The 24,008-nt window shown below is 34.2% G+C and carries 21 protein-coding genes and 1 pseudogene; 18 read left to right on the top strand and 4 right to left on the bottom strand.

The features are described 5' to 3' along the window. Positions 1–124 precede the first annotated feature (124 nt). The 5 genes from xerC to AC4BC7_RS05570 are packed head-to-tail and all read left to right on the top strand — an operon-like array spanning position 125 to position 4,705. The gene (gene xerC, locus AC4BC7_RS05590) at positions 125–1,027 is read left to right on the top strand and encodes a tyrosine recombinase XerC (protein ID WP_207940891.1); all 903 of its coding nucleotides are present in this window, start codon (positions 125–127) and stop codon (positions 1,025–1,027) included. Positions 1,028–1,053: 26 nt separating this feature from the next. Further along, on the top strand, positions 1,054–1,599 hold the full coding sequence (hslV, locus tag AC4BC7_RS05585) for an ATP-dependent protease subunit HslV (protein WP_016174782.1): 546 nt from the start codon (positions 1,054–1,056) through the stop codon (positions 1,597–1,599). 4 nt (positions 1,600–1,603) lie between these two features. Further along, positions 1,604–3,001, top strand: coding sequence for an ATP-dependent protease ATPase subunit HslU (hslU, locus tag AC4BC7_RS05580; RefSeq protein WP_279381649.1), 1,398 nt, complete (start codon positions 1,604–1,606; stop codon positions 2,999–3,001). Positions 3,002–3,016: 15 nt separating this feature from the next. Continuing rightward, positions 3,017–3,802: a GTP-sensing pleiotropic transcriptional regulator CodY gene (gene codY, locus AC4BC7_RS05575; protein ID WP_207940890.1), complete on the top strand. Its 786-nt coding sequence runs from the start codon at positions 3,017–3,019 to the stop codon at positions 3,800–3,802. A gap of 27 nt (positions 3,803–3,829) precedes the next feature. Next, positions 3,830–4,705 carry an aldose 1-epimerase family protein gene (locus tag AC4BC7_RS05570; RefSeq protein WP_207940889.1) on the top strand — a complete coding sequence of 292 codons (876 nt, stop codon included), beginning with the start codon at positions 3,830–3,832 and terminating at the stop codon, positions 4,703–4,705. Positions 4,706–4,809: 104 nt separating this feature from the next. On the opposite strand, the pseudogene AC4BC7_RS05565 reads toward AC4BC7_RS05570, so the two are convergent. Continuing rightward, positions 4,810–5,022 (bottom strand): annotated as a pseudogene (locus AC4BC7_RS05565) (tyrosine-type recombinase/integrase); the annotation flags it as partial. A 341-nt stretch (positions 5,023–5,363) separates the two neighbouring features. Here AC4BC7_RS05565 and AC4BC7_RS05560 point away from each other — a divergent pair. The 6 genes from AC4BC7_RS05560 (at position 5,364) to AC4BC7_RS05535 (ending at position 10,695) form a co-directional block, all read left to right on the top strand. Continuing rightward, on the top strand, positions 5,364–5,804 hold the full coding sequence (locus AC4BC7_RS05560; protein ID WP_207940888.1) for a DUF2712 domain-containing protein: 441 nt from the start codon (positions 5,364–5,366) through the stop codon (positions 5,802–5,804). 66 nt (positions 5,805–5,870) lie between these two features. Then, positions 5,871–6,662: a hypothetical protein gene (locus AC4BC7_RS05555; RefSeq protein ID WP_207940887.1), complete on the top strand. Its 792-nt coding sequence runs from the start codon at positions 5,871–5,873 to the stop codon at positions 6,660–6,662. A 12-nt stretch (positions 6,663–6,674) separates the two neighbouring features. Then, on the top strand, positions 6,675–8,018 hold the full coding sequence (locus AC4BC7_RS05550; RefSeq protein ID WP_207940886.1) for a hypothetical protein: 1,344 nt from the start codon (positions 6,675–6,677) through the stop codon (positions 8,016–8,018). After that, positions 8,019–8,657, top strand: a complete 639-nt coding sequence (locus AC4BC7_RS05545) for an ABC transporter ATP-binding protein (RefSeq protein WP_207940885.1) — start codon at positions 8,019–8,021, stop codon at positions 8,655–8,657. Beyond that, positions 8,644–9,204 carry a hypothetical protein gene (locus tag AC4BC7_RS05540; RefSeq protein ID WP_207940884.1) on the top strand — a complete coding sequence of 187 codons (561 nt, stop codon included), beginning with the start codon at positions 8,644–8,646 and terminating at the stop codon, positions 9,202–9,204. The genes AC4BC7_RS05545 and AC4BC7_RS05540 overlap by 14 nt, the downstream gene beginning before the upstream one ends. A gap of 171 nt (positions 9,205–9,375) precedes the next feature. After that, positions 9,376–10,695 carry an IS1380-like element ISSsu5 family transposase gene (locus tag AC4BC7_RS05535; RefSeq protein ID WP_002338419.1) on the top strand — a complete coding sequence of 440 codons (1,320 nt, stop codon included), beginning with the start codon at positions 9,376–9,378 and terminating at the stop codon, positions 10,693–10,695. A gap of 524 nt (positions 10,696–11,219) precedes the next feature. On the opposite strand, the gene plsY is transcribed toward AC4BC7_RS05535, so the two are convergent. Next, on the bottom strand, positions 11,220–11,852 hold the full coding sequence (gene plsY, locus AC4BC7_RS05530) for a glycerol-3-phosphate 1-O-acyltransferase PlsY (protein WP_207940883.1): 633 nt from the start codon (positions 11,850–11,852) through the stop codon (positions 11,220–11,222). 95 nt (positions 11,853–11,947) lie between these two features. Between plsY and AC4BC7_RS05525 the strand changes: the two genes are divergently transcribed. From AC4BC7_RS05525 to AC4BC7_RS05495, 7 genes are all read left to right on the top strand, one after another. Continuing rightward, entirely contained in the window at positions 11,948–12,370 is a 423-nt protein-coding gene (locus tag AC4BC7_RS05525) for a CoA-binding protein (protein WP_490504086.1), read from the top strand. 135 nt (positions 12,371–12,505) lie between these two features. Beyond that, positions 12,506–14,524 carry a DNA topoisomerase IV subunit B gene (parE, locus tag AC4BC7_RS05520; protein WP_490504084.1) on the top strand — a complete coding sequence of 673 codons (2,019 nt, stop codon included), beginning with the start codon at positions 12,506–12,508 and terminating at the stop codon, positions 14,522–14,524. 11 nt (positions 14,525–14,535) lie between these two features. Beyond that, positions 14,536–17,001 (top strand): DNA topoisomerase IV subunit A, encoded by a 2,466-nt coding sequence (parC, locus tag AC4BC7_RS05515; RefSeq protein ID WP_490504083.1) that lies wholly within the window; start codon positions 14,536–14,538, stop codon positions 16,999–17,001. A gap of 264 nt (positions 17,002–17,265) precedes the next feature. Next, positions 17,266–19,545 carry a formate C-acetyltransferase gene (gene pflB / locus AC4BC7_RS05510; RefSeq protein ID WP_207940879.1) on the top strand — a complete coding sequence of 760 codons (2,280 nt, stop codon included), beginning with the start codon at positions 17,266–17,268 and terminating at the stop codon, positions 19,543–19,545. Between the two features lie 59 nt (positions 19,546–19,604). Further along, positions 19,605–20,372: a pyruvate formate-lyase-activating protein gene (gene pflA, locus AC4BC7_RS05505; RefSeq protein ID WP_207940878.1), complete on the top strand. Its 768-nt coding sequence runs from the start codon at positions 19,605–19,607 to the stop codon at positions 20,370–20,372. 246 nt (positions 20,373–20,618) lie between these two features. Then, entirely contained in the window at positions 20,619–21,545 is a 927-nt protein-coding gene (locus AC4BC7_RS05500) for a manganese-dependent inorganic pyrophosphatase (RefSeq protein ID WP_490504081.1), read from the top strand. Positions 21,546–21,602: 57 nt separating this feature from the next. After that, on the top strand, positions 21,603–22,418 hold the full coding sequence (locus AC4BC7_RS05495; protein WP_490504080.1) for a DUF1803 domain-containing protein: 816 nt from the start codon (positions 21,603–21,605) through the stop codon (positions 22,416–22,418). Positions 22,419–22,448: 30 nt separating this feature from the next. Here AC4BC7_RS05495 and AC4BC7_RS05490 read toward each other — a convergent pair whose 3' ends face one another. Next, positions 22,449–23,393 carry an IS3 family transposase gene (locus AC4BC7_RS05490; RefSeq protein WP_490504395.1) on the bottom strand — a complete coding sequence of 315 codons (945 nt, stop codon included), beginning with the start codon at positions 23,391–23,393 and terminating at the stop codon, positions 22,449–22,451. After that, a complete protein-coding gene (locus tag AC4BC7_RS05485) occupies positions 23,279–23,842 on the bottom strand; it encodes a helix-turn-helix domain-containing protein (RefSeq protein ID WP_311055572.1) in 564 nt (187 codons plus the stop codon). Before AC4BC7_RS05485 ends, AC4BC7_RS05490 begins: the two co-directional genes overlap by 115 nt. Positions 23,843–24,008 lie beyond the last annotated feature (166 nt).

Raw genomic sequence — 24,008 nt, 5'->3', positions numbered from 1 at the left:
AAATTATATGCAAATTTTCTTAATTGTGAAGATACTTTGAAATATTGATTAAATTCTGACAATTCGTTTGTTTTTTCTTTTGGTCTATGCTAAAGTTAAGAGAATCAAGAATGGGGGAAAAGCAATGGTATCAAGAGATTGGCCCGCTGAATTTTTCCGCTATCTCATGGTAGAACGAGGTTATTCAGAAAAAACTCAAGAGGCTTATCAGGAAGATATGGAAGTCTTTTTTGATTTTTTAAAAGATAAAAATAAAAACTATTTAGCGATTGATCATCGCGATGTTCGAATGTATCTGGGAAAATTAAATGATAAACTATATAGTCGCAATACCATTAGTCGGAAAATTGCGAGTTTACGTTCCTTCTATCAGTATTTACTGAAACAAGAAGTTATCTCTGAAAATCCATTTTCATATATTCATTTGAAAAAAAAGGGTGTTAAATTACCTCGGTTTTTCTATGAAGATGAAATGACTGCCCTTTTTGAAAGCGTTCAAGGAACTGAACCTTTGCAACAGCGAAATCGCGTGCTGCTAGAAGTGTTATATGGTTCAGGTTTACGTGTAAGTGAATGTGCCAATTTAGAAGTTAATCAAATCGATTGGGAAAATGGCGTGTTGTTAATTCACGGAAAAGGAAACAAGGAACGATATGTTCCGTTTGGGGCGTATGCACAAGAAGCCTTGCAGATATATTTTGAACAAGGGCGCCGATTATTAATGGAAAAATATCACAAAGACCATGCATTTGTTTTTGTAAACCGTTTAGGTGATCCAATTACTTCAACGGGAATTGAATATGCACTTAATCAAGTCATTCGTAAAAGTAGTTTGGATAGTAAAATTCATCCGCATATGTTGCGACACACATTTGCGACACATTTACTAAACAATGGTGCTGATATGCGTACAGTTCAAGAACTGCTTGGTCATGCCAATTTATCAACTACTCAAATTTATGCTCATGTGACGAAAGAAAGTTTACAAAAAAATTATCGACAGTTTCATCCAAGAGCAAATCAATAAACAGTTATTTAGGAGGATATGTATTAATGGAATCACAATTTCATTCAACCACTATTTGTGCCGTTGAAAAGGATGGCAAATTTGCAATGGCCGGAGATGGTCAAGTAACGATGGGCGAGCAAATCGTCATGAAAGGAACTGCCCGCAAAGTACGTCGAATCTATAATGGTGAAGTAGTTGTCGGTTTTGCCGGTAGCGTAGCGGATGCGTTTACTTTAGAAGAAAAATTTGAAGGAAAATTAAATGAATACAACGGTAACTTGCAACGAGCTGCTGTGGAACTAGCGCAAGAATGGCGTACGAAACAATCAATGCAAAAATTAGAAGCGATGTTGATTGTTATGAATAAAAATGAAATGTTATTAGTTTCTGGAACTGGAGAAGTAATTGCACCAGATGATGGTATTTTAGCGATTGGATCAGGTGGGAACTATGCGTTATCAGCTGCGCGCGCAATGAAAAAATACGCTAGTAATGAATTAACAGCGAAAGAAATCGCTGAAAATGCCTTAAATATAGCCGCAGATATCTGCGTCTTTACTAACCATAATATTATTGTAGAGGAATGTTAGTTTTATGATGAATCAAAATATTTCACCAAAAGAAATTGTCGCTGAATTGGATCAATATATTGTTGGACAACACGCTGCTAAAAAATCTGTAGCTGTTGCTTTGCGTAACCGTTATCGTCGTTTACAATTAGACGAAAAAATGCAGCAAGAAGTTACCCCTAAAAACATTTTAATGATTGGTCCAACGGGAGTCGGAAAAACAGAAATTGCTCGACGTTTAGCCAAAGTAGTGCAAGCACCTTTTGTGAAGGTAGAAGCAACTAAGTTTACTGAAGTTGGGTATGTCGGTCGTGATGTGGAGTCTATGGTTCGAGATTTAGTTGAACATGCGATTCAAATTGTTCAAAAAGAACAATATAATCGCGTACGTATTCAAGCAGAAAAAAAAGCCAATCGTCGTTTAGCTAAAGTATTAGTGCCAGGAATCAAAAAAGAGAAGAAACAATCAGCAAATCCATATGAACAGATGATGAATATGTTTAACACAATGCAACAACCAGAAGAACCTAAAGAAGAATTAACCGATGAAATTCGTGTCAACCGTCAGTCAATTTTTGAACAGCTAGAACGTGGTGCTCTAGACGCGCGTGAAGTAACGATTGAAATTGACGAACCAAAAACGCAAGCCCCTATGATGAATAATGGGTTAGAACAAATGGGAATTGATTTAAACGAAACTTTAGGTGCTTTGAAACCACGCAAGAAAGTCGAACGGACAGTTACTGTGAAAGAAGCACGTGAACTATTAATTCAAGAAGAATCTTCTAAATTAGTTAATGATGCAGACATTCATAGTGAGGCGTTACGTTTAGCTGAATCAAGTGGAATTATTTTTATTGATGAAATTGATAAAGTAACTTCCAAATCACAACAATCTGGTGAAGTCTCTCGTGAAGGTGTTCAACGTGACATTTTACCAATCGTGGAAGGCTCGCAAGTCAATACTAAATATGGCTCATTACAAACTGATCATATTTTATTCATTGCATCAGGCGCGTTCCATTTATCAAAACCAAGTGATTTAATTCCTGAACTACAAGGACGTTTCCCAATTCGTGTGGAACTAGACGATTTAACAGCTGAAGATTTCGTGAAAATCTTAAAAGAGCCAAATAATGCGTTAGTCAAACAATATATTGCATTATTAGGTACGGAAAATGTGCAAGTAACCTTTACAATTGAAGCAATTGAACGCATTGCGGCGATTGCTTTCCAAGTGAATCGCGATACAGACAACATTGGTGCTCGTCGTCTACACACTATTTTAGAAAAACTTTTAGAAGACCTTCTTTTTGAAGCCTCTGATATGCAAATGGCTGAAATTACAATTACAGAAGCGTATGTTGATGAAAAATTAGCAGATATTGCCAAGGATGAAGATTTAAGTCGTTATATTTTATAAAAAAGGGAGAAAAAGATGACCACACTTTTAGAAAGAACAAGACAAATTAACGAATTATTACAACAAAAAAATACTTTTAATATGGATTCTGATTTGCCTTATGATAAAATGGCGATTATTTTAGGGGATATTTTAGATAGTAATGCGTATATTATCAGTAGTAACGGAAGCTTATTAGGCTTCAATGAAAAACATGATGTGAACAATGCGCGTGTAAAAAATATGTTTGTTGAGAAACAATTTCCAAAAAATTATACCGATATGGTTGATAACTTAAATGCTACAGAAGCTAATATTACAATTGATAGTGATATGACCGCATTTCCTGTTGAATCTCGTGAGTTATATCCTCATGGTTTAACAACTGTTGTGCCAATCTTTGGTGCGGGTGAACGTTTAGGTACAATTATTCTTTCAAGAATTACGGATTCTTTTGATGATGAAGATTTAGTTTTGGCAGAATATAGTGCAACAGTTGTAGGAATGCAAATTTTATACCAAACATCACGTAATATTGAAGAAGATATTCGTAGTGCAACAGCTGTTCAAATGGCAGTAAATACCTTGTCATATAGCGAGTTAAAAGCTGTACAAGCAATTTTTAATGCATTAGAAGGTGATGAAGGCCGTTTGACAGCTTCCAATATTGCAGATGAAATTGGTATTACGCGTTCAGTGATTGTGAATGCTTTGCGTAAATTAGAATCAGCAGGCATCATTGAATCGCGTTCATTAGGGATGAAAGGGACTTATTTAAAAGTATTGAATCATCGCTTTAAAGATGAACTAGATAAAGCGTAAACTTTTAAACTCTAAGGGGGAAATAAAATGGATATTACAATTGAAACACCTCACTTAAAAGCAGTTATCTCAACACATGGAGCAGAGTTAAAGAGCTTAAAAAGTAAAGAAACAGAGATTGAATACATTTGGCAAGCTGATCCCAAACATTGGGCTCGTCATGCACCAGTTTTATTTCCATTTGTTGGTTCTTTAAAAGACAATCAATATACGTATCAAGGGAAAACCTATGAACTACCGCAACATGGATTTGCTCGCGATATGGAATTTAGCGTGTTGGAACAAAAAGAAGATGCAGTAAGTTTTATCTTAGAAGACACACCAGAAACAAAAAAAGTCTATCCTTTTGATTTTAAATTAGTTTTGTCTTATGAATTAGGAGGAGACGGTATTGTGGTTAAATACCGTGTAGAAAATCCTACAGGTGAAGAAATGTATTTTTCAATTGGAGGACATCCAGCTTTTAATGTGCCATTAGAGGAAGGGTTGTCGTTTGAGGATTATTTTTTAGAGCCATCACCAATGAAATCTCGTGTTATTGTTCCTTTGCGTGGCCGCTATGTAAATTTAGATCAGCGGACGCTTGGACAAACAAATACGAATATTGCTTTAACGCATGATTTATTCAAAAATGATGCATTGATTTTTGAAACAATTGGTTTAAATTCATTTTCGATTCGTAGTGAAAATTCACCACATAGTGTAACATTAACTTATAATAACATGCCGTATGTTGGTATTTGGTCTACTTATCCAGTAGAATCACCTTTTGTATGTATTGAACCATGGGAAGGCATTGCAGATACCCATGATGCAAGTGGTGAACTAACAGAAAAATTGGGCATTCGTAAATTAGATGCTCATGAAGTATTTGAGACAAAGTATTCGATTACAGTGAAATAAAAAATAAGTTTAAATGGAAGCTTAGAAACCTTGTTAAATCAAGATTTCTAGGCTTTTTTTTGTTAGATAAATATAAATGAATAAACTTTTGAATAAACTTCACACTAAAAAGCCATATAGTTAGCAAATTTAGATGCAGTGTCTTTCACTTTTTCTGGTGACACATGAGCATAGATATTCATCGTTGTTTGAATGTCTTTATGTCCTAATCGCTCTTGTACCTCTTTCATGGATGCACCAGATTCAAACAACAGGCTACAATGTGTGTGACGAAATCCATGAGCGGTTATAACAGGAATGTTATTATGTCGTTGATAAAATTTTTTAACTAGTAACTTCTAGTATCATACATGGTAATTTGTAATAGAAATTGCAACTTGAGATGATAAAAGAGGGGATAAAAAAATTACCTCTTTATGAGATAACCTAGTCTAAAACGATTAGATCATAAAGCATGAAAAGTGTAGCAAAGGCTAAATCAACTGTCTTTTTATTTAGATACTCTACAGAAAAAATATACTTCGTTATTGTATGACGTATACAATTATAATAAACATGACGTTCAGGCATGAATTCACGACGTTTACGACCAAAACATTTTTTACATATCAGTTATGGTAAGATAATTTGGGGCAGGTCATAAGAAAGGAAGTTTTTTATGAAAAGTAAAATTTTGTCACGAGGAGCATTTATCTTTATTGTAACCACTCTTTTTACATCATTCATTGGATTTGCAGATACTCAGGATAAGCCTTATTCATTCCAATTTTGGGGACCTGCTAGTAATCACTATACTGGTGCTAGAACAAAGGAGACAAGCTCCTCAATGTATATTAGTGTTACTAAAACAAGTGATGGATCTATAACTACATTTAATGCTAAGCCTCAAGCTAATGGAAAGAATAGATGGGTAAACGTCGGAAATGGTGGAACCGTTGCAGTTGGAAGAAAGTATGAAGTGTATAATTCGGCATATGAGACATTCAATAAAGTTCCAACTCGATTTAGAGGTATTGCTAGTACTTTGGGAAAAGTAACTATTTCTGGGAATTGGTCCCCAGATTATACTCGAGAAAGTGGCGTATATGTTTTACCTTAAATAATCAGTTTATTATAATTTAATACAATGACCTGCCTATAATATAAATGAATGGAGATATAAAATTTGTTAAAGAAAAGATTACATCAAGTTCTGTCAGAAAAAATTATTTATTTGTCTTTATTAATTCTATGGACAATTTCTATTTCTCAAGTAGTATACAATTTGATGAATGAAAAATTGGCTAATCCAGAAGAAGTTCCAAGAAGTTTATCTTATGCCTGGATTTTATCGGGAGATTCTAGTGGTTCTTTTTTGTTTATCATGTTGGTTCTACTATTTCCACTTTCAAGTCTACCGTTCTCGTTACACTTATTAAAAGAAAAAAATAACTTTTTCTCCTATTTTTATTTAATTAGATCCTCCAAAAAAACGTATTTAAATTCAATGTTACTCACTAATTCTATTATCAGTATATTTGTAACACTTTCAACTTTATTTTTGAATATATATTTGAACAGCTTGTTCTTTCCATTAATTAAACCAAACGAGTTTACAGATTATATGAGAGCATATCCATTAATTCCAGGACAAACATTTAGCCAAGAGTTATTCAAAAACCATCCTTTAATCAACATGCTGATGTACATTGGTATTGCACTTATATATGTATTACTAATAAATAATTTGATTTTATTATTGGGATATTTTGTAAATAAGCAGATGTATTTATTCTCTTTAGCAGTAATTTTTCCGTTCATATTACTTGTAATACCAATAAAACATAAATTGTCACCGCTTGTTACTCTTTCGGTACACGCTTATAACGTATCATTAATCAGCACAAGCATTCTTTTTTTATGTTTGTTTGGCATCATTTTATCACTGTATTACTATATATTAAGACATACGGAGTGAGGACTAACAAAAATGTATTTTAATATTTTTATGCACTATAAGAAAATTTATATTCCTTATTTTTTATATTTCTTACTGGCTGCTAATTATTCAGCTGAGTTTATTTTGAAAATAGGTCAATCCGGATACACACTTATTATTGATGAATACTATATAAGTATATTGATACTTCCATTTTATTTTTTATTTTTTAGAATTGTCACCAATAGTTATTATTCAAAAATAGCTCAAATAAGAATGAACCCATCTAGAAAGATTATTTTGGCAAGTTATTATTCTTTATTTGCTAGTATTTTCTATTCATTTTTATACATATTGGCGGCGATATGTATTCTTGCTATAAAAAAACAAACTTATTTTTCTTTTGAATTTACTTATATAGGCACAATAATTAATCAACAAATTATTATGTTTATAATATGCTTTCTTTTCCTTATTTTATTAAAAAATCAAATATCATTGATATTATGTCTATCTATGAGTATTATTCCTATCATTGATTATTTCTTTTTTTCGTCAAAACTTATTTATTTTTTTAATATAGCAGGATTGAATGCTTTTTCACCTTTGTATTTTTTTAGAAATATAGCAGTGTGTATACTAATTTTTCTAAACACATTTTCTTTTATAAATAGGAAAATAGTTGAACGTGAAATTTTAATTCGTTGGAAAACTGTAAAGAAAATGGTATTAATGTTTATTTTAATATTACTATATACTTTTTTTAAATATATAAATTATCAGGATTATTCTTATTTATCGGTGTATAGCATGGAATTTTTACTTGGTGTTGAGCCAGCTATGGTAAAAGATTTGTTGTATGAAGATATTTTTTCTTTTCCCTTTATGTGGTATTTTATTATAGTTTTATATTTTCTATTTTTAGGGTCCACGAGATATGAAGATTGGACTTCTACAGGAGTTTATTTGAGAATACGGACAACAAAGCACACATTTTCAATCTTAAAGAACCTTTCTCTGTTATGTATAAGTTTCTTTTTTGTGACCGTATACTTTTTTATCCCTTTGATTTTAGATACACAATTTAATCCGAATGCCAACTCAGAGATAGACTATTTTCTTGCTAAGATACTTTTAACGTCATGGATGGTATTGTATTCTTCGGGGATATTTTACGAATATATGACCATGAAAATTTCTCCAAAAATCAGTTTAGTTATAGTAATGATTCTAATTTTTGTGAACATCTTAGTTGGAAAAGGAATCTATTTGAACGCATTAATGGTTAACCAATGGGAGTTAGTTTTTATATCAAGAAATCTAGCCATTACTTGGTCAATTATTGTTTTCTTGATTTCGTGTAGTCATTTTTTTATGAGAGGAAGTAGTAAGTAAATGAGCAAATTAGAAATAAAAAATGTAACAAAAACAATAAAAAAAAGAAGGATTTTAAATAATATATCTTTTGTAGCTCAATCTGGTCAAATTATAGGAATAACTGGACCTAATGGCTCTGGAAAAACGATGCTATTAAAGGTAATTACAGGTTTAACTTCTTATGATGCGGGAGAAGTTAAACTTGGAGAAAAAATTGTTGGACATGATATTGAGCACTTAGAAGATACAGGTATTATTATTGAGAATCCTCAGTTTATAAATGATTTGACGGCTTTTCAGAATTTGAAATTTCTTGCATCTATTAACAATAAAATAACTGATAATGAAATTAGATCAACTTTAAGTAAAATTGGTCTTTTAAATGTGGAAAAGGAGAAATATAAAAATTTCTCATTAGGTATGAAACAACGGTTAGCATTTGCTCAAGCTATAATGGAAGATCAATCAATACTTATACTTGATGAGCCAACTAATGCATTAGATGAAGATGGTATAAAAACGATCGAACAGATATTGATTTCTGAACGTCAAAAGAACAAGATTATTATTATTGCTAGTCATGATTCTGAATTTTTAGCTAGAATAACGGATATTAGGCTTAGAATTAGCGAGGGGCATTTAAATGAAATGGATTAAGAAAAACTGTATAATATTCTTGATACTCTTTTTGATTATTATTTCCTTACTAAGGATTAAAGCTGTTAATAAAAATAATCAAATGTATGAAACCTCAGAAATACCTGTTGAGGTAGGAGAAAGTATTAATATTGAAGATATAGAGTACACTTTAAAAGAAATTGTTAGTATTGAAGAAATATATAAGGAAGATATGGAACGAAACTATATAGTAACAACGTTAGCTATTCAAGTCAAAAATATTGGAGATAAAGAAATTGATTTGTTAGAAAAAAAGTACATTTCTTTTTTTGCTAAGTATCAAAATTTTTCGAGTTATATGATGGCGGAAACGTCAAAAAATGATATTTTGTTGGCTCCGAATAAAGAGGGAACAATTCTTGTAGAAGTGGAATTCGCAAAAGGGAAATTTTACAATTACTATAATCATTATGATAAGCAAGAAGAGTTCTATCTTTATATAAAACCTAACTTCAAAAAGCAAGAAGCGAAACAAAATAATATTTATAAATTTAAAATCATTCCGAAAAAAATGTATGAGTTTTAAACTATATATTGTTTCCTGAATAATTCATACTTTTTAATTGAAACCGTCTGAAACTGCCTAACGGCAGTCTGATAATTACTTTTTTAGTTTCACCCCTTAAGTGATGAAAAAAGAACCCCATTCTGCTATGGTAAAGGTGACGAAACCAACCATAAGAAAGGAGTTCTTCTCATGACTAGCTTACACAAAAATCAAGTTAAATTCAATTCAAATATCACTATTTCACATACCGGTGGTCGTCTATCAAGTGATTCGGGGTTAGTCCTGGTTAAAGAATTAATGAATACCTTCGGCTTTTCGCACTTAGCTAAACAATGGCTCCATATTACAGATCATCGGGCTTATTTTACCCATGATAACTTAGCGATATTGGAACAGCTTATTATGCAATTAATTGCTGGTTACTCGGCAGACTCATCAGCTAATCTATTAAGACGGGATCCTGTCTTTCAAGCTGTACTCGGTAAAAAACAGTTGGCATCACAATCCTCAATCTCACGGTTTCTGGATCGTTTCACCGAGGAGAACATCGATCAACTCCAAGCATTAAATCAGTCATTGATTGATAAAGCACGTTTAATTCGCAATGACACCGAGTTAATCATTGATGTCGATTCCACACATTCGGATACCTTTGGACGCCAAGAACAAACAGATTATAATGCCCATTATCAAACCTACGGCTATCACCCATTAGTTGCCTTTGATGGACTGACCGGAGATTTCTTAAAAGCTGAACTGCGTTCAGGCAATCAGTACACATCTAAAGGGGTAAAAGCCTTTATCAACCCGCTTTTACACCACTACAAGAGCACGTTACCTCATACCGAGATATTGGTTCGGGGTGACAGCGGCTTCGCCACACCAGAGGTGTATGAGTCTTGTGAAGCAACTGAAAGCCAGTACGTTATCCGATTAAAGAGCAATCGGAGGTTAAGTCAGTTAGCTGAACATTCTGTTCTTTACGGGGACAATCAAGAATGGGAAGAGCGAGAAGTGCAGTATTTTTCACTACCTTATCAAGCACAATCCTGGTCGAAACCTCGTCGTGTCTGTATACGCTCCGTCCGTGAAGGAGGAGAATTGCTATTTCATCATGCGTTTATTGTGACTAATCTATCCGACAATGTCTCGCCTGAAGTCATATTTTCTCTTTACGGCAAGCGAGGAACAATGGAAAATTTCATCAAAGAAGCGAAAGGTGGCTTTTACTTCGATAAAACAGATAGCCCGCGTTTCTTAGAAAATCATGTCAGAATGATGATCAGTGTCCTTGCATACAACCTCGTTAATTTTTTAAAAAGCATTGGTTTTGATAAAGTGAACCAGGGCATGACGATTCATTCCATCCGGCTGATATTGCTTAAAGTAGCCGGTAAACTTGTTCAGACTGGGAGACAGGTCTATCTCAAACTGTCAAGTTATCATGTGTATCAAACTGAATTTTATAAGGTTTTTGAACGCCTGCGGCGATCCAAACAATGGATTTAGACTAGTTATCACACAAATTTTTTAACCGATTCTTTTTCAAGGGATTCGTCTGCCCTTAAATAGACAAATAATTTTTATTATGATCTTCTTCCGTAGGCATCCTGTTCGAAAACACATTATTTTGGAAGAAAGTATCTGCCTAATTTAAAAATTGGCAATTTGTTCAAAAAAACAGGTTAAATTTAGAGCTATGAATTATTCAGGTGTTTATAGATTAATAATTAAATGATTTTATAAAGACGGAATAGTATATTTTTATACGGGTGAGTATAGAAAATCGATTGAGAAAAATATAATTAATCGTGCAGGAAATTTATCTCTATGTATTAAGAGAGCCACCCATATAGTGAGCCTAGATTAATCGAAATTTGAATAAACTTGAGTTACTTAATAGGTGCAATCAAGTTGATAAAGTGGTACTGTTAAGGTATATATTTGCTAAAAGGTTTAAGTAGTTTCTACCTATTGTGTATACCAGTTTATAACAGTGAAATAAAAAATAAGCTGGGATGGATACACCCAGCTTATTTTTTCGGTTTATTTAGACCAAAGGAAACCTTATTTTCTGTTCCTTTTTTTATCCGTTGAATGTTGTCTTTGTGACGATAAAAAATAAAAGCAGTCACACAGATGGCGATAATAGTTAATAGCCAATCTTGCTTTTCTAAAATAATTGGCGCAATATAAGGGATGAAAAAGGTTGATAAAGTAATAAGCACGGCAGCAATCATACTTGCTAGACTAACCATGCTAGTGAAAAACAAGCAGATGATGAAAATAACTGTCGAATATAAAAAGAAAAGTGGTTGATAACCTAACAGCATTCCCGCACTAGTAGCCACCGCCTTGCCACCTTTAAAGCCAGCAAAGATTGGAAATGTATGACCTAAAATAGCACAAACACCAAACCATAAAGGGTTAATTGTAGTGATATGAAAAATAACAGGTAAGCTAGTAGCCAGTGTTCCTTTTAAAATATCCATTACTAAGACAATGATTCCAGCTTTTTTTCCTAAGACACGAAAGGTATTGGTTGTGCCTAAATTTCCACTACCAAATTGACGGATATCTTTTTTGAAAAAGAGTTTTCCAATCCATACGCCAGAGGGAATAGAACCCAATAAATAAGCAATGACCAATAAAATTATAATTTTCATAATGACCAACTTTCTTAAAAGAACTAGAGCAATTTTAGCATGAATTACGTATTGCAACAATAAAAAAGAACGAAATATTCAAAGGAGGATGCAACATGAGTTTTGAAAACCCAAGTGAACAAGTAATTCAACAATATTTAAAAGAGGCAAAAAACATTGCAGTGATTGGATTGAGTAATAAAGAAGATCGAACTAGCTACAAAATTGCTGAAATTTTACAAGAGCATGGGTATCGTATTTTTCCTGTAAATCCTGTATTAGCAGGTCAAACAATTCTTGGTGAACCTGTATATGCACGTTTGCAAGATATCTCTGAAGAAATCGATATTGTGGATATTTTTAGACGAAGTGAATTTTTACCAGATGTTGCGAAAGATTTTTTAGAAACAAATGCCAAAGTCTACTGGGCACAATTGGGGATTGAAAATGAAGAAGCAGCAAATATGTTGCAAACAGCAGGTCGAACAGCTATTGTAATGAATCGTTGCATTAAAATTGAATTAGCAAAGATGGCGTAAATGCAAGTATGAAAAAAAGTTCTAAGAGAAAGTTTCTTCTTAGAATTTTTTTCTTGTTTTTCACGAATTTTTTGCTTAGTGGAACAAATATGATGTATAATGATTCGAGTAAATTTTGAAAAAGGAGCGCTAGCTTTGGTAAAAAAACAAACCAATGAATACAATGACGCCTCAATCCAAGTTTTAGAAGGATTAGAAGCGGTAAGAAAAAGACCCGGGATGTATATCGGTTCGACAGATGGCCGAGGCTTACATCATTTAGTATATGAAATTTTTGATAATGCTGTCGATGAAGCTCTTTCAGGTTATGGAAAAGAAATTAGTGTAACCATTCATGAAGATAATAGCATTAGTGTTCAAGATAGTGGACGTGGAATGCCCGTGGGAATGCATGCTTCTGGAATCCCGACAGTTGAGGTTATCTTCACTGTCTTACATGCTGGCGGTAAATTTGGACAAGGTGGTTATAAAACATCAGGTGGTTTACATGGTGTGGGTGCCAGTGTGGTAAACGCCTTATCTACTTGGCTAACTGTCACGATTGTTCGTGATGGTGTAGAGTATCAAGAGAAATTTAAAGACGGTGGAAAACCTGACGGAACGCTTAAAAAAATCGGTAAGACCCGAAAACCAAATGGAACCAAGGTTCACTTTTTACCGGATGCCACTATTTTTTCAGTAACGAAATTTTCTTATACAACGTTAGCAGAACGCTTGCGTGAATCGGCATTTTTATTACGTGGTGTAAGCATTACGCTAACGGATCTTCGCGGAGAAGAAAAAGTAGAAGAAACTTTTCTTTATGAAGAAGGGATTAAAGAATTTGTTGATTATTTAAATGAAGAGAAAGATACATTGACGCCAGTTGCGTATTTCTCAGGTGAACGAGAAGGCATCGAAGTAGAAGTTGCTTTCCAATATAATGATGGTTATTCAGAAAATGTCCTATCTTTTGTTAACAATGTACGTACAAAAGATGGCGGGACGCATGAAGTTGGGTTAAAAACTTCTATGACGAAAGCCTTTAATGAATATGCGCGTAAGGTGAATCTATTAAAAGAAAAAGATAAAAATTTAGAAGGTAGCGATTTCCGTGAAGGGCTATCTGCCATTTTATCTGTGCGTATTCCAGAAAACTTGTTGCAATTTGAAGGACAAACCAAAGAAAAATTAGGAACACCAGCAGCGCGTGGCGCAGTAGATTCTGTTTTAGGTGAGCAATTAGGCTTTTATTTACAAGAAAATAGTGAAATGAGTCAAATGCTTGTTCGTAAGGCTATTAAAGCACGAGAAGCACGAGAAGCCGCTCGTAAAGCTCGTGAAGAAAGCCGTACAGGGAAGAAACGTAAGAAAGGTGAATCTCTGCTTTCAGGAAAATTGACACCTGCGCAATCTCGTAATCCTCAGAAAAATGAATTGTATCTTGTCGAAGGAGATTCAGCTGGTGGTTCTGCTAAACAAGGGCGAGACCGCAAATTTCAAGCGATCTTACCTTTGCGTGGAAAAGTAATTAATACTGAAAAAGCTAAAATGCAAGATATTTTAAAAAATGAAGAAATTAATACAATGATTTATACAATCGGTTCAGGTGTCGGTCCGGAGTTTGCAATAGAAGATTGTAACTATGACAAAGTAATTATCATGACTGATGCGGATACTGATGGGGCACATATTCAAGTCTTATTATTGACGTTCTTTTATCGCTATATGAAACCATTAATTGAAGCTGGGAAAGTTTATATCGCTTTACCGCCATTGTATAAAGTGTCTAAAGGTACAGGGAAAAAAGAGATTATTGAATATGCTTGGACCGATGAAGAACTGGACCAAATGATAAAAAAAGTTGGTCGTGGTTACATGATTCAACGTTATAAAGGTCTTGGTGAAATGAATGCTGAACAATTATGGGAAACAACTATGGATCCAGAAACAAGAACGTTAATTCGGGTTCGAATTGATGATGCTGCTAAAGCTGAGCGTCGTGTGACAACGTTAATGGGTGATAAGGTTGAACCGAGACGCAAATGGATTGAATCTCATGTTCAATTTTCATTAGAAGAAGAAGGTAGTATTCTGGAGAAAAAAGAAGATGAACCTGAAATTGAAGTACAATCTATACAAGACGTTCAAGAGTTAAGTTTATTTGATGATTAGGAGGTGATCTCTTGGAACACACAAACAATATTCAAGAATTAACATTGGAAGAAGTCATGGGAGATCGCTTTGGAAGATATTCTAAATATATCATTCAAGAACGAGCATTACCTGATATTCGAGACGGTTTAAAGCCGGTGCAACGTAGGATTTTATTCGCGATGAATAAAGATGGGAATACCCATGAAAAAGGGTTTCGAAAATCTGCTAAATCTGTCGGGAACATTATGGGGAACTACCATCCTCACGGCGATAGCAGTATTTACGAAGCAATGGTTCGGATGAGTCAAGATTGGAAACTACGTGAAATCTTGATTGAAATGCACGGAAACAACGGAAGTATGGATGGAGATCCTCCTGCTGCGATGCGTTACACTGAAGCACGTTTATCACAATTAAGTGGTGAATTATTAAAAGATATTGAAAAAGAAACGGTCGATTTTGTCTGGAACTTTGATGATACCGAAAAGGAACCAACTGTTTTACCAGCAAAATATCCCAATTTACTAGTAAATGGTTCTACCGGTATTTCTGCTGGTTATGCAACAGAAATTCCAACGCATAATTTAGATGAAGTAATTAATGGAACGATTTATTTGATTGATCATCCTCAAGCTTCTTTAGATAAATTGATGGAATTTATTCCAGGTCCAGATTTTCCAACAGGTGGTATTTTACAAGGGAAAGAAGAAATCAAAAAAGCTTATGAAACAGGCAAAGGAAAAGTGATTTTACGTTCGAAAACACGTATTGAAACGATTCGTGGCGGCAAGCAACAAATCATTATTAATGAAATCCCTTATGAAGTAAATAAAGCAACTCTTGTTAAGAAAATGGATGAAATTCGTTTGAATAAAAAAATCGAAGGAATAGCTGAAGTTCGTGATGAAAGCGATCGAACTGGGTTACAAATTGTTGTGGAATTGAAAAAAGATGTGAATGCTCAAGGAATTTTGAATTATTTGTTCAAAAATACGGAGTTACAAATCAACTACAACTTTAATATGGTTGCTATTGATGAAATGCGTCCACAGCAAGTAGGATTAAAACGAATTCTAGAAAGCTATATCAAGCATCGTCGTGGTGTCGTCTTAAAACGCAGTTGCTATGACCTTGCAAAAGCAGAAACTAGACAACATATAGTGGATGGTTTAATTAAAGCCTTGTCAATTTTAGATGCAGTTATTGCAACTATTCGTGGAAGTAAAGATAAAAAAGATGCCAAAAATAACTTGATTATTGAACATCAATTTACAGAAGTACAAGCAGAAGCAATTGTTACGTTACAACTATATCGTTTAACGAATACCGATATCACACAATTAAAAGCAGAAGCAGAAGAACTTGCCGCAATCATTGCTCACCTGCAAAAAATTATTAATAATGAAACTGAATTATTAAAAGTAGTTAAAAAAGAATTGCGTGAAGTTAAAAAACAATATGGTCAGGCGCGATTGACAAGAATTGAAGACGAAATTCAAGAAATCAAAATTGAAACAGAAGTCTTAGTACCTCAAGAAGATGTCGTGATATCTGTTACGCATGAAGGGTATATTAAACGCAGTAGTCTCCGATCTTATGCAGCTTCAAAACCAGAAGAGCTTGGGATGAAAGATGGCGACTATGTTTTATATACCGGACCAGCAAATACACTGGATCATCTATTATTGATTACTAATAAGGGGAATGTGATTTATCGACCGATCCATGAATTACCTGACATGCGCTGGAAAGAAATTGGCGAACACATCTCGCAAACAATTTTGAACTTCTCAGTAGATGAGTCCATTTTAGGTGTATTTACGTATAATGAATTAAATCCATTGAAGAATTTTGTTTTAATTAGTCGAGAAGGATTAATTAAACAAACACGTATGACGGAATTTGAATCGTGGCGAACATATAAGAGTCGTCCGACAACAATTATTAAGTTCAAATCAAAAACAGATGAATTAACAAATGTCTTCTTGGTTAATCAAGAGGAAAATTTAGATGTCTTTTTAGCAAGTGAAAAGTCTTTTGGTCTACGTTATCCATTAACAGAAGTACCTGTTGTGGGACCAAAAGCAGCAGGTGTTAAATCAATGAATCTCAAAGAAGGAGATTCGGTTGTAAATGGTACATTGGTCTATTCTGAAGGGGATACACCAATTGTTATCGTTACACAGCGAGGGGCTGTCAAACGGATGTTAGCCCAAGAATTAACGCAATTAGGTCGTGCGAAACGTGGTTTAATGGTTTTAAGAGAGCTAAAAGCGCATCCGCATCGGATTGTTTATATGGGGAATGGCGAGAATAGACAGCTTCGTCTGCAAAATCAAAAAGGGGAAGAACAACTGATTTCTACAGACAGTTATGCTATAAATGATCGTACTTCAAATGGTTCTTTTGTCATGGATGAAAAACAAGGTGGCGAGGTAACATCAGTTATCGAAATAACAGACCCATCAATTACAAATGACGAAACTGTTGTATAATGAACACTGAAAAGAGACTCTGTATCAATACAGAGTCCCTTTTTTATGGTTTATTGTTCAATTTTTATCAAGTTTAAAAAATGACGTTTGATAAAATAATCACAAAATATAAATGTTGTTAAATCAATGTTTTTGTTAATTTTAATTAAATTTTATATATTTTTGTTAATAAAAATATATGTAAATGCTTGCAAAGTTTCGTTAAAGTGTTATACTGTTCACGTAGAGCTGTTACAATGAACAGGAATTGAGGAGGAACATAAAATGGCATCAGTAACAAACAAAACAGAACGATTAAATACTGCTTGGGAAGGATTTAAAGGCGGACAATGGAAAAAAGAAATTAATACTCGTGATTTTATTCAAGCAAACTACACAGAATACCGCGGAGATGATAGCTTTTTAGAAGGAATTGCCCCTAGCACAGATAAATTATGGACAAAATTACAAGAATTGTTTGAAGTGCAACATCAGCAAAATGGGGTTTATGATATGGATAATAATATCCCATCTACTTTAACCTCACATGCACCAGGCTATCTACTTGAAGAAGAAGAAAAAATTGTTGGTTTGCAAACAGATGTGCCATTGAAACAAGCATTTCAACCATTTGGTGGCATTAACATGGCAAATAATGCGTTAGTTTCAAACGGTTATGAAGCAGATGAAGAAATGACAAAAGTCTTTAGTGAGTGGAGAAAAACACATAATCAAGGCGTTTTTGATGTATATACGCCAGAAATGCGTTTAGCTCGCAAAAACAAAATTATTACAGGTCTACCAGATGCTTATGGTCGTGGTCGAATCATCGGTGACTATCGTCGTGTGGCGTTGTACGGTGTCGATTTCTTAATGGAACAAAAGAAAAAAGATCACGATAATACTGGAAATAAAGTGATGACCGATGACGTTATTCGTTTACGTGAAGAAATTACAGAACAATATCGTGCATTAAATGATCTGAAGAAAATGGCAGCTTCTTATGGATTTGATATTTCTCGCCCAGCTGAAAATGCTCAAGAAGCAATCCAATGGTTATACTTCGGTTACTTAGGCGCCATTAAATCACAAAATGGGGCAGCGATGTCAATTGGACGTATTTCTGCATTCTTAGATATTTATATCCAACGCGATTTAGAACGCGGTGTGATTGCTGAATTTGAAGCTCAAGAAATGATTGATCATTTAATTATGAAATTACGTATGGTGAAATTTGCACGTACACCAGAATACAATCAATTATTCTCAGGTTACCCAATTTGGGCAACGTTATCAATTGCTGGTATGGGTATGGACGGACGTTCACTTGTTACGAAGAGCGATTTCCGTATTTTACACACATTAACAAATATGGGACCATCACCAGAACCAAACTTAACTGTTTTATATTCTTCTCATTTACCAGAAGGCTTCAGAACTTATGCAGCTAAAATTGCAAAAGAAAGTTCTTCTATTCAATTTGAGAATGATGATTTATTACGAACAAACTGGGGATCAGATGACTGTGCAATTGCCTGCTGTGTATCTGCAACAGTTACTGGGAAAGATATGCAATTCTTTGGTGCTCGTGCTAACTTGGCAAAAGCTGTACTGTATGCCATTAATGGTGGTATGGATGAAAAAACAAAAATGCAAGTGGGTCCTAAATATCGCCCAATGACTGGTGAAACTTTGGATTATCATGAATTTATGGAACGCTTCAAAGATATTATGGATTGGTTAGCTGAATTATATGTAAATACATTAAACGTAATTCATTACATGCACGATAAATATGCGTATGAAGCTGCACAATTAGCATTGATGGATTCTGATTTGAAACGTACTTTTGCAACTGGTATTGCAGGGATTTCTCATGCCACAGATAGTGTAATGGCAATTAAACATGGAAATGTTCAAGTAATCCGTGATGAAGATGGCATGGCAATCGATTATGTTCCACAAAATGAATTCCCAACTTATGGTAATGATAATGAAGAAGCTGATGAGATGGCGAACTGGATTTTGGATTATTTCATGACACAAATTAAACGTCAACATACGTACCGTAATTCTCGTCCAACAACTTCATTATTAACAATTACATCTAATGTTGTTTATGGAAAAGCGACTGGAAATACACCAGATGGACGACGTGCAGGTAAACCACTTGCTCCAGGTGCCAACCCAAGTTATCAAGATGGTAAATTCCTAGGTGAGAAAAATGGTCTATTAGCATCATTGAATTCAACTGCTCGTTTGGAATATACACATGCACTAGATGGTATTTCAAATACACAAACCATCAATCCAAATGGTTTAGGAAAAGATGAAGAAACAAGAATTAATAATTTACGCAATGTCATGGATGGTTATTTTGACAAAGGTGGTTACCACTTAAACGTCAATGTATTCACAAATGAATTGCTATTAGATGCACAAAAACATCCAGAAAAATATCCAAACTTAACAATTCGTGTATCTGGTTATGCTGTGAAGTTCCGTGATTTAACACCTGAACAACAAGCAGACGTTATTGCAAGAACATCACATAGTAAATTGTAAGAATAAAAAAATAAGAGAGTGGCGTAGTCACTCTCTTTTGTAAAGAGAGAGGGATTTATATGACGACTCCAGTTATGGGAAGAATACATTCTACAGAAAGCTTTGGAACAGTTGATGGACCAGGTGTCCGCTTTATCGTATTCACTCAAGGATGTCGGATGCGTTGCCAATTTTGCCATAATCCAGATACTTGGAAAATCAATGATCCGAAAGCAGCTTTGCGCTCATCAGATGATGTGTTGGCAGAAGCTGCGAAATACCGTGCGTATTGGGGAGAAAAAGGTGGCATCACTGTAAGTGGTGGTGAGCCGTTGCTTCAAGTAGATTTTCTGATTGATTTGTTTAAAAAAGCAAAAGCACAAGGGATTCATACGACGTTAGATACGTGTGGAAAGCCATTTACTAGAGAAGAACCGTTTTTTAGTAAATTTGAAGAGTTAATGAATTATACAGATTTATTATTGTTTGACATTAAACATATTGATAATGAAGCGCATAAACGATTAACAACTCAAAGCAATGAGAATATTTTAGAAATGGCTAAGTATCTTTCTGAGATTGGGAAACCTGTTTGGATTCGTCATGTATTAGTTCCTCAACGGAGTGATTACGATGAGTTTTTGATTCGCTTAGACGATTTTATCCAAACGTTGAATAACGTCGATAAAGTAGAAGTGTTACCTTATCACACAATGGGTAAATACAAGTGGGACGAATTAGGAATTAAATATCCTTTAGAAGGTATTGAGCCTCCAGGTCAAGACCGAGTGAGCAATGCGAAAGAGTTATTGCATGTTAATCAATATACGGGCTATTTGACTCGGTAATCTATTCATAAGAATGCAACAAAATAATCAACTATCCGAACTATGAAGAACAATCAAGTGGATCCTTATCTAAAAGTTATTAAGGACGACAGAATGTTTCTTGTCATATATAGTTCGGATAGTTTATTTAGATTGGCATCATTTATTATATTCTAAAATAATCCGCGTCTTTTCAAGGAAAGATATGGAAATTTCTGGATGATTTTGCTATGATTAACAATGAATTGAAAGATTGGAGCGAAGTATATGTCAAAAATTTTAGTCTTTGGACACCAAAATCCAGATACAGATGCCATTGGTGCAGCAATTGCTTTTGCAGAATTACAAAAAGCTTTAGGGAAAGATGCGGAAGCAGTCGCATTAGGTACTCCAAGTGAAGAAACACAATATGCCTTGGACCATTTTGAGTTAGCTGCACCTCGTGTTGTAGCAACAGTCGCAAATGAAACAGCTGACGTGATGCTAGTTGACCACAACGAGTTCCAACAAAGTGTGGCAGATATTGCAGATGTCAATATTTTATCTGTAGTTGACCATCACAGAATTGCTAACTTTGAGACAGCAAACCCACTGTATTATCGTGCAGAACCTGTAGGATGTACAAGTACAATCGTATTTAAAATGTACAAGGAAAACAACGTCGAAGTACCAGAAGCGATTGCGGGTATCATGTTGTCTGCAATTGTATCAGATACATTATTGTTTAAGTCTCCTACGTGCACAGAAGAAGATGTTCAAGCGGCGAAAGCTCTAGCAGCCATTGCAAAAGTAGATTTAGAAGCGTATGGACTAGAAATGTTAAAAGCTGGGACAAAATTAAGTGATAAGTCTGTTGAAACACTATTAGATTTAGATGCCAAAAGTTTCCCAATGGGAGATAAAAATGTTCGTATCGCTCAAGTAAATACGGTAGATTTATCAGAAGTATTTGAACGTCAAACAGATTTAGAAGCAGCGATGAGCAGTGCAAATGTAGAGAATAACTATGATTTATTTTTATTAGTGGTAACCAACATTTTAGATAGCGATTCTGAATTGCTAGTTATTGGTGAACCAAAAATTAATGTGGAAAAAGCTTTCAATGTGACATTAGAAAATAATCGTGCTTTTTTACCAGGAGTTGTTTCTCGTAAAAAACAAGTAGTTCCACAATTAACAGAAAGTTTTAATTAAACAAAAAACACTTCGGAAGAGTTGACTCTGCGAAGTGTTTTTTCGTAGGAGACAGAGATGAAAATTATTTATGAAACATCTGATACAGAGTTGGCAGAAATAGTAAGCAGTCCTTTTTTTGTAGAATTAGTCATTTTGCTGGAAGCTGAAATTCCAACCCTGCGACATTTAAAAGAAGTATTTGGGAATAAAGTTGAGAAAAAACTGGAAAAATTGATAAAAAAAGGAATAATTCAGCGTAAAGAACGACGCTATTTTATTGCTTTCCCTATACTCGAAATTGATAATAAATTATTAGATGACTGGGTGGTAACAATTGTAAAAAGTGCATCAGAAAAAAATAAAAGAGAACGCATAGCTTTCTTAGAAGATTTATTTCCTCATGATAATTCCGAAAGAATTTGTGGAATAGAGACATCTATTCCTTTAGCGTATTACGATTCACTTTCTAATGAAAATTTGACAGTAGCTTCGCTTTCCGTCGAAGAATGGCCGCTAACATTGCCGCGTTATTTTAGTAATTTACGAACCAAGCCAATAGAACCAGTCTATAAAGAAGTAGAACAATTAATCGGTGATGTAGATCCAAAGTATTATTTGGATCAAGTTCAGGTGGTTATTGAAAAAATATTGGTACAGCGCAGACGAGTCCGAGAAAGCATTTTTATTGAATCGATGAGAAAGTTTGGTTTAATTCACAAAACAGAACCTTTAGAATTATGCGTACCAGTATATAGCTCAGCGTCTTCATTTGAAATGCAACCTCAATTTAATCAATTATCTGTCATTATGAAGCGAATTATTCTAGCAAAAGTGATGACTGAATTGAATATCACAACAACAACAAGCATTTTTATTAAAGAAGAGCGCTAAGGTGGCGACCCCTAAAAGTTAGAGTTTTTATTATGCAGCTGATTGGCTGGATTGAATTCGGTATTCGACCGGACTCAGTCCAGCCAATTTTACTTTTGATCGTACGTGGTTATACCAGTAGATGTATTCTTTAATTCGTCGTTTTAATTCTTCATAACTGACTAGTTTCTCTCCATAATACATTTCTTGTTTTAATATGCCAAAGAAATTCTCCATCGAAGCATTGTCTGCACACGTTGCTTTACGTGACATACTCTGGAATACATTGTTTTTATTTAATGTTTTTACCCATTTATTATGTTGGTAATGCCAACCTTGATCCGAATGGATAGTTGTACGGTAGGTTGCGTGATTCTTTATTATCTCTATTGTTTCATTTAGTGGCTCCATGACTAAATCTAATGTTGGGCGTTTCTTAATTCCAAACGCAATCACTTCTCCATTATATAGGTCAAGAATAGGGTTTAAATACAACTTTTCTTCCCCTAGACATTTGAATTCCGTAATGTCAGTTACTAGTTTCTGAAATGGGATAGGTGTACTAAACCGACGTGACAATCGATTCTTCACTATTTTTCCAGTAGTTCCTTTATATGAATTGTATTTACGGGATTTTCGCATGAATTTTACACACTTTAATCCTAGCTCTCGCATAATGCGATACACCTTTTTATGATTAATACAGTATCCTAATTTCTTTAACTCGTCTGTAATCCGTTTATATCCATAACGTTCATAAAACGCCTTAAATAGGTGAGTAATGCGTTCTTTTAGTTCGATATCCAGATCTTCTTTTCCGAAGTTCTTGACATGATAGTGATAGGTTGCTTCGGGAATTCCCACAACTAGGATAATATCCTTTAATCGGAACCCTTCTTCTTTAAGTTCGAATGCCCATTTTGCTTGCGCTTTTCGAGTAAGACATTCGGATTTTCCCGAAAAGCTCTCAGCTTTTTTAAATAGGCAATTTCTAATCTCAGTAGTTCATTCTCTCGTTCTAACTCCGTTTCACGTGTGAACTTGTTTTCTTCCTTTTTCGTTTGTTTATTTAGTTTCTTAGTCATAGAAGGTCGCTCCTTTGATTTTGGTTTCAAGCCTTCTATCCCTTGAGAATTAAAATCTTTCATCCAACGATAAATTAATGAAGGATTATTTAATCCGAATTGTTCAGTCGTTTCCTGATAAGAAGCACCTGTGTCTAACATAAATTGTATCGTATTTAATTTAAATTGAACAGGATATACTTCCTTCCTTTTTCTTCGTTTTAATCCCTCCATCCCTTGTGTTTTATAAGCTCTTACCCAATTTTGTAATGGTGTTGCAGAAGGCATATTGTATTTCTTCGCCAATAATTTATAACCAATATTTCCATCCAAATACTCCGTAACAAGCTTTATTTTAAATTCTTCACTATATTTAGCCATAAAAATACCCCCGAAAGTTAGATTTATTACTCTAACTTTCGGGGGTCGGTACCTAAATAAAGCGTTCTTTTTTAATAAAAAGATAATTTTAATTTAATTCTAATGTAAGTGCTTTCTCTTTAAAGTGTTATCTAATCTATAAAAATCACCCAAAATGCATTTATTC

Source organism: Enterococcus sp. AMC1623 (assembly GCF_058216495.1).
This window is presented reverse-complemented; position numbering and strand designations above follow the sequence as displayed.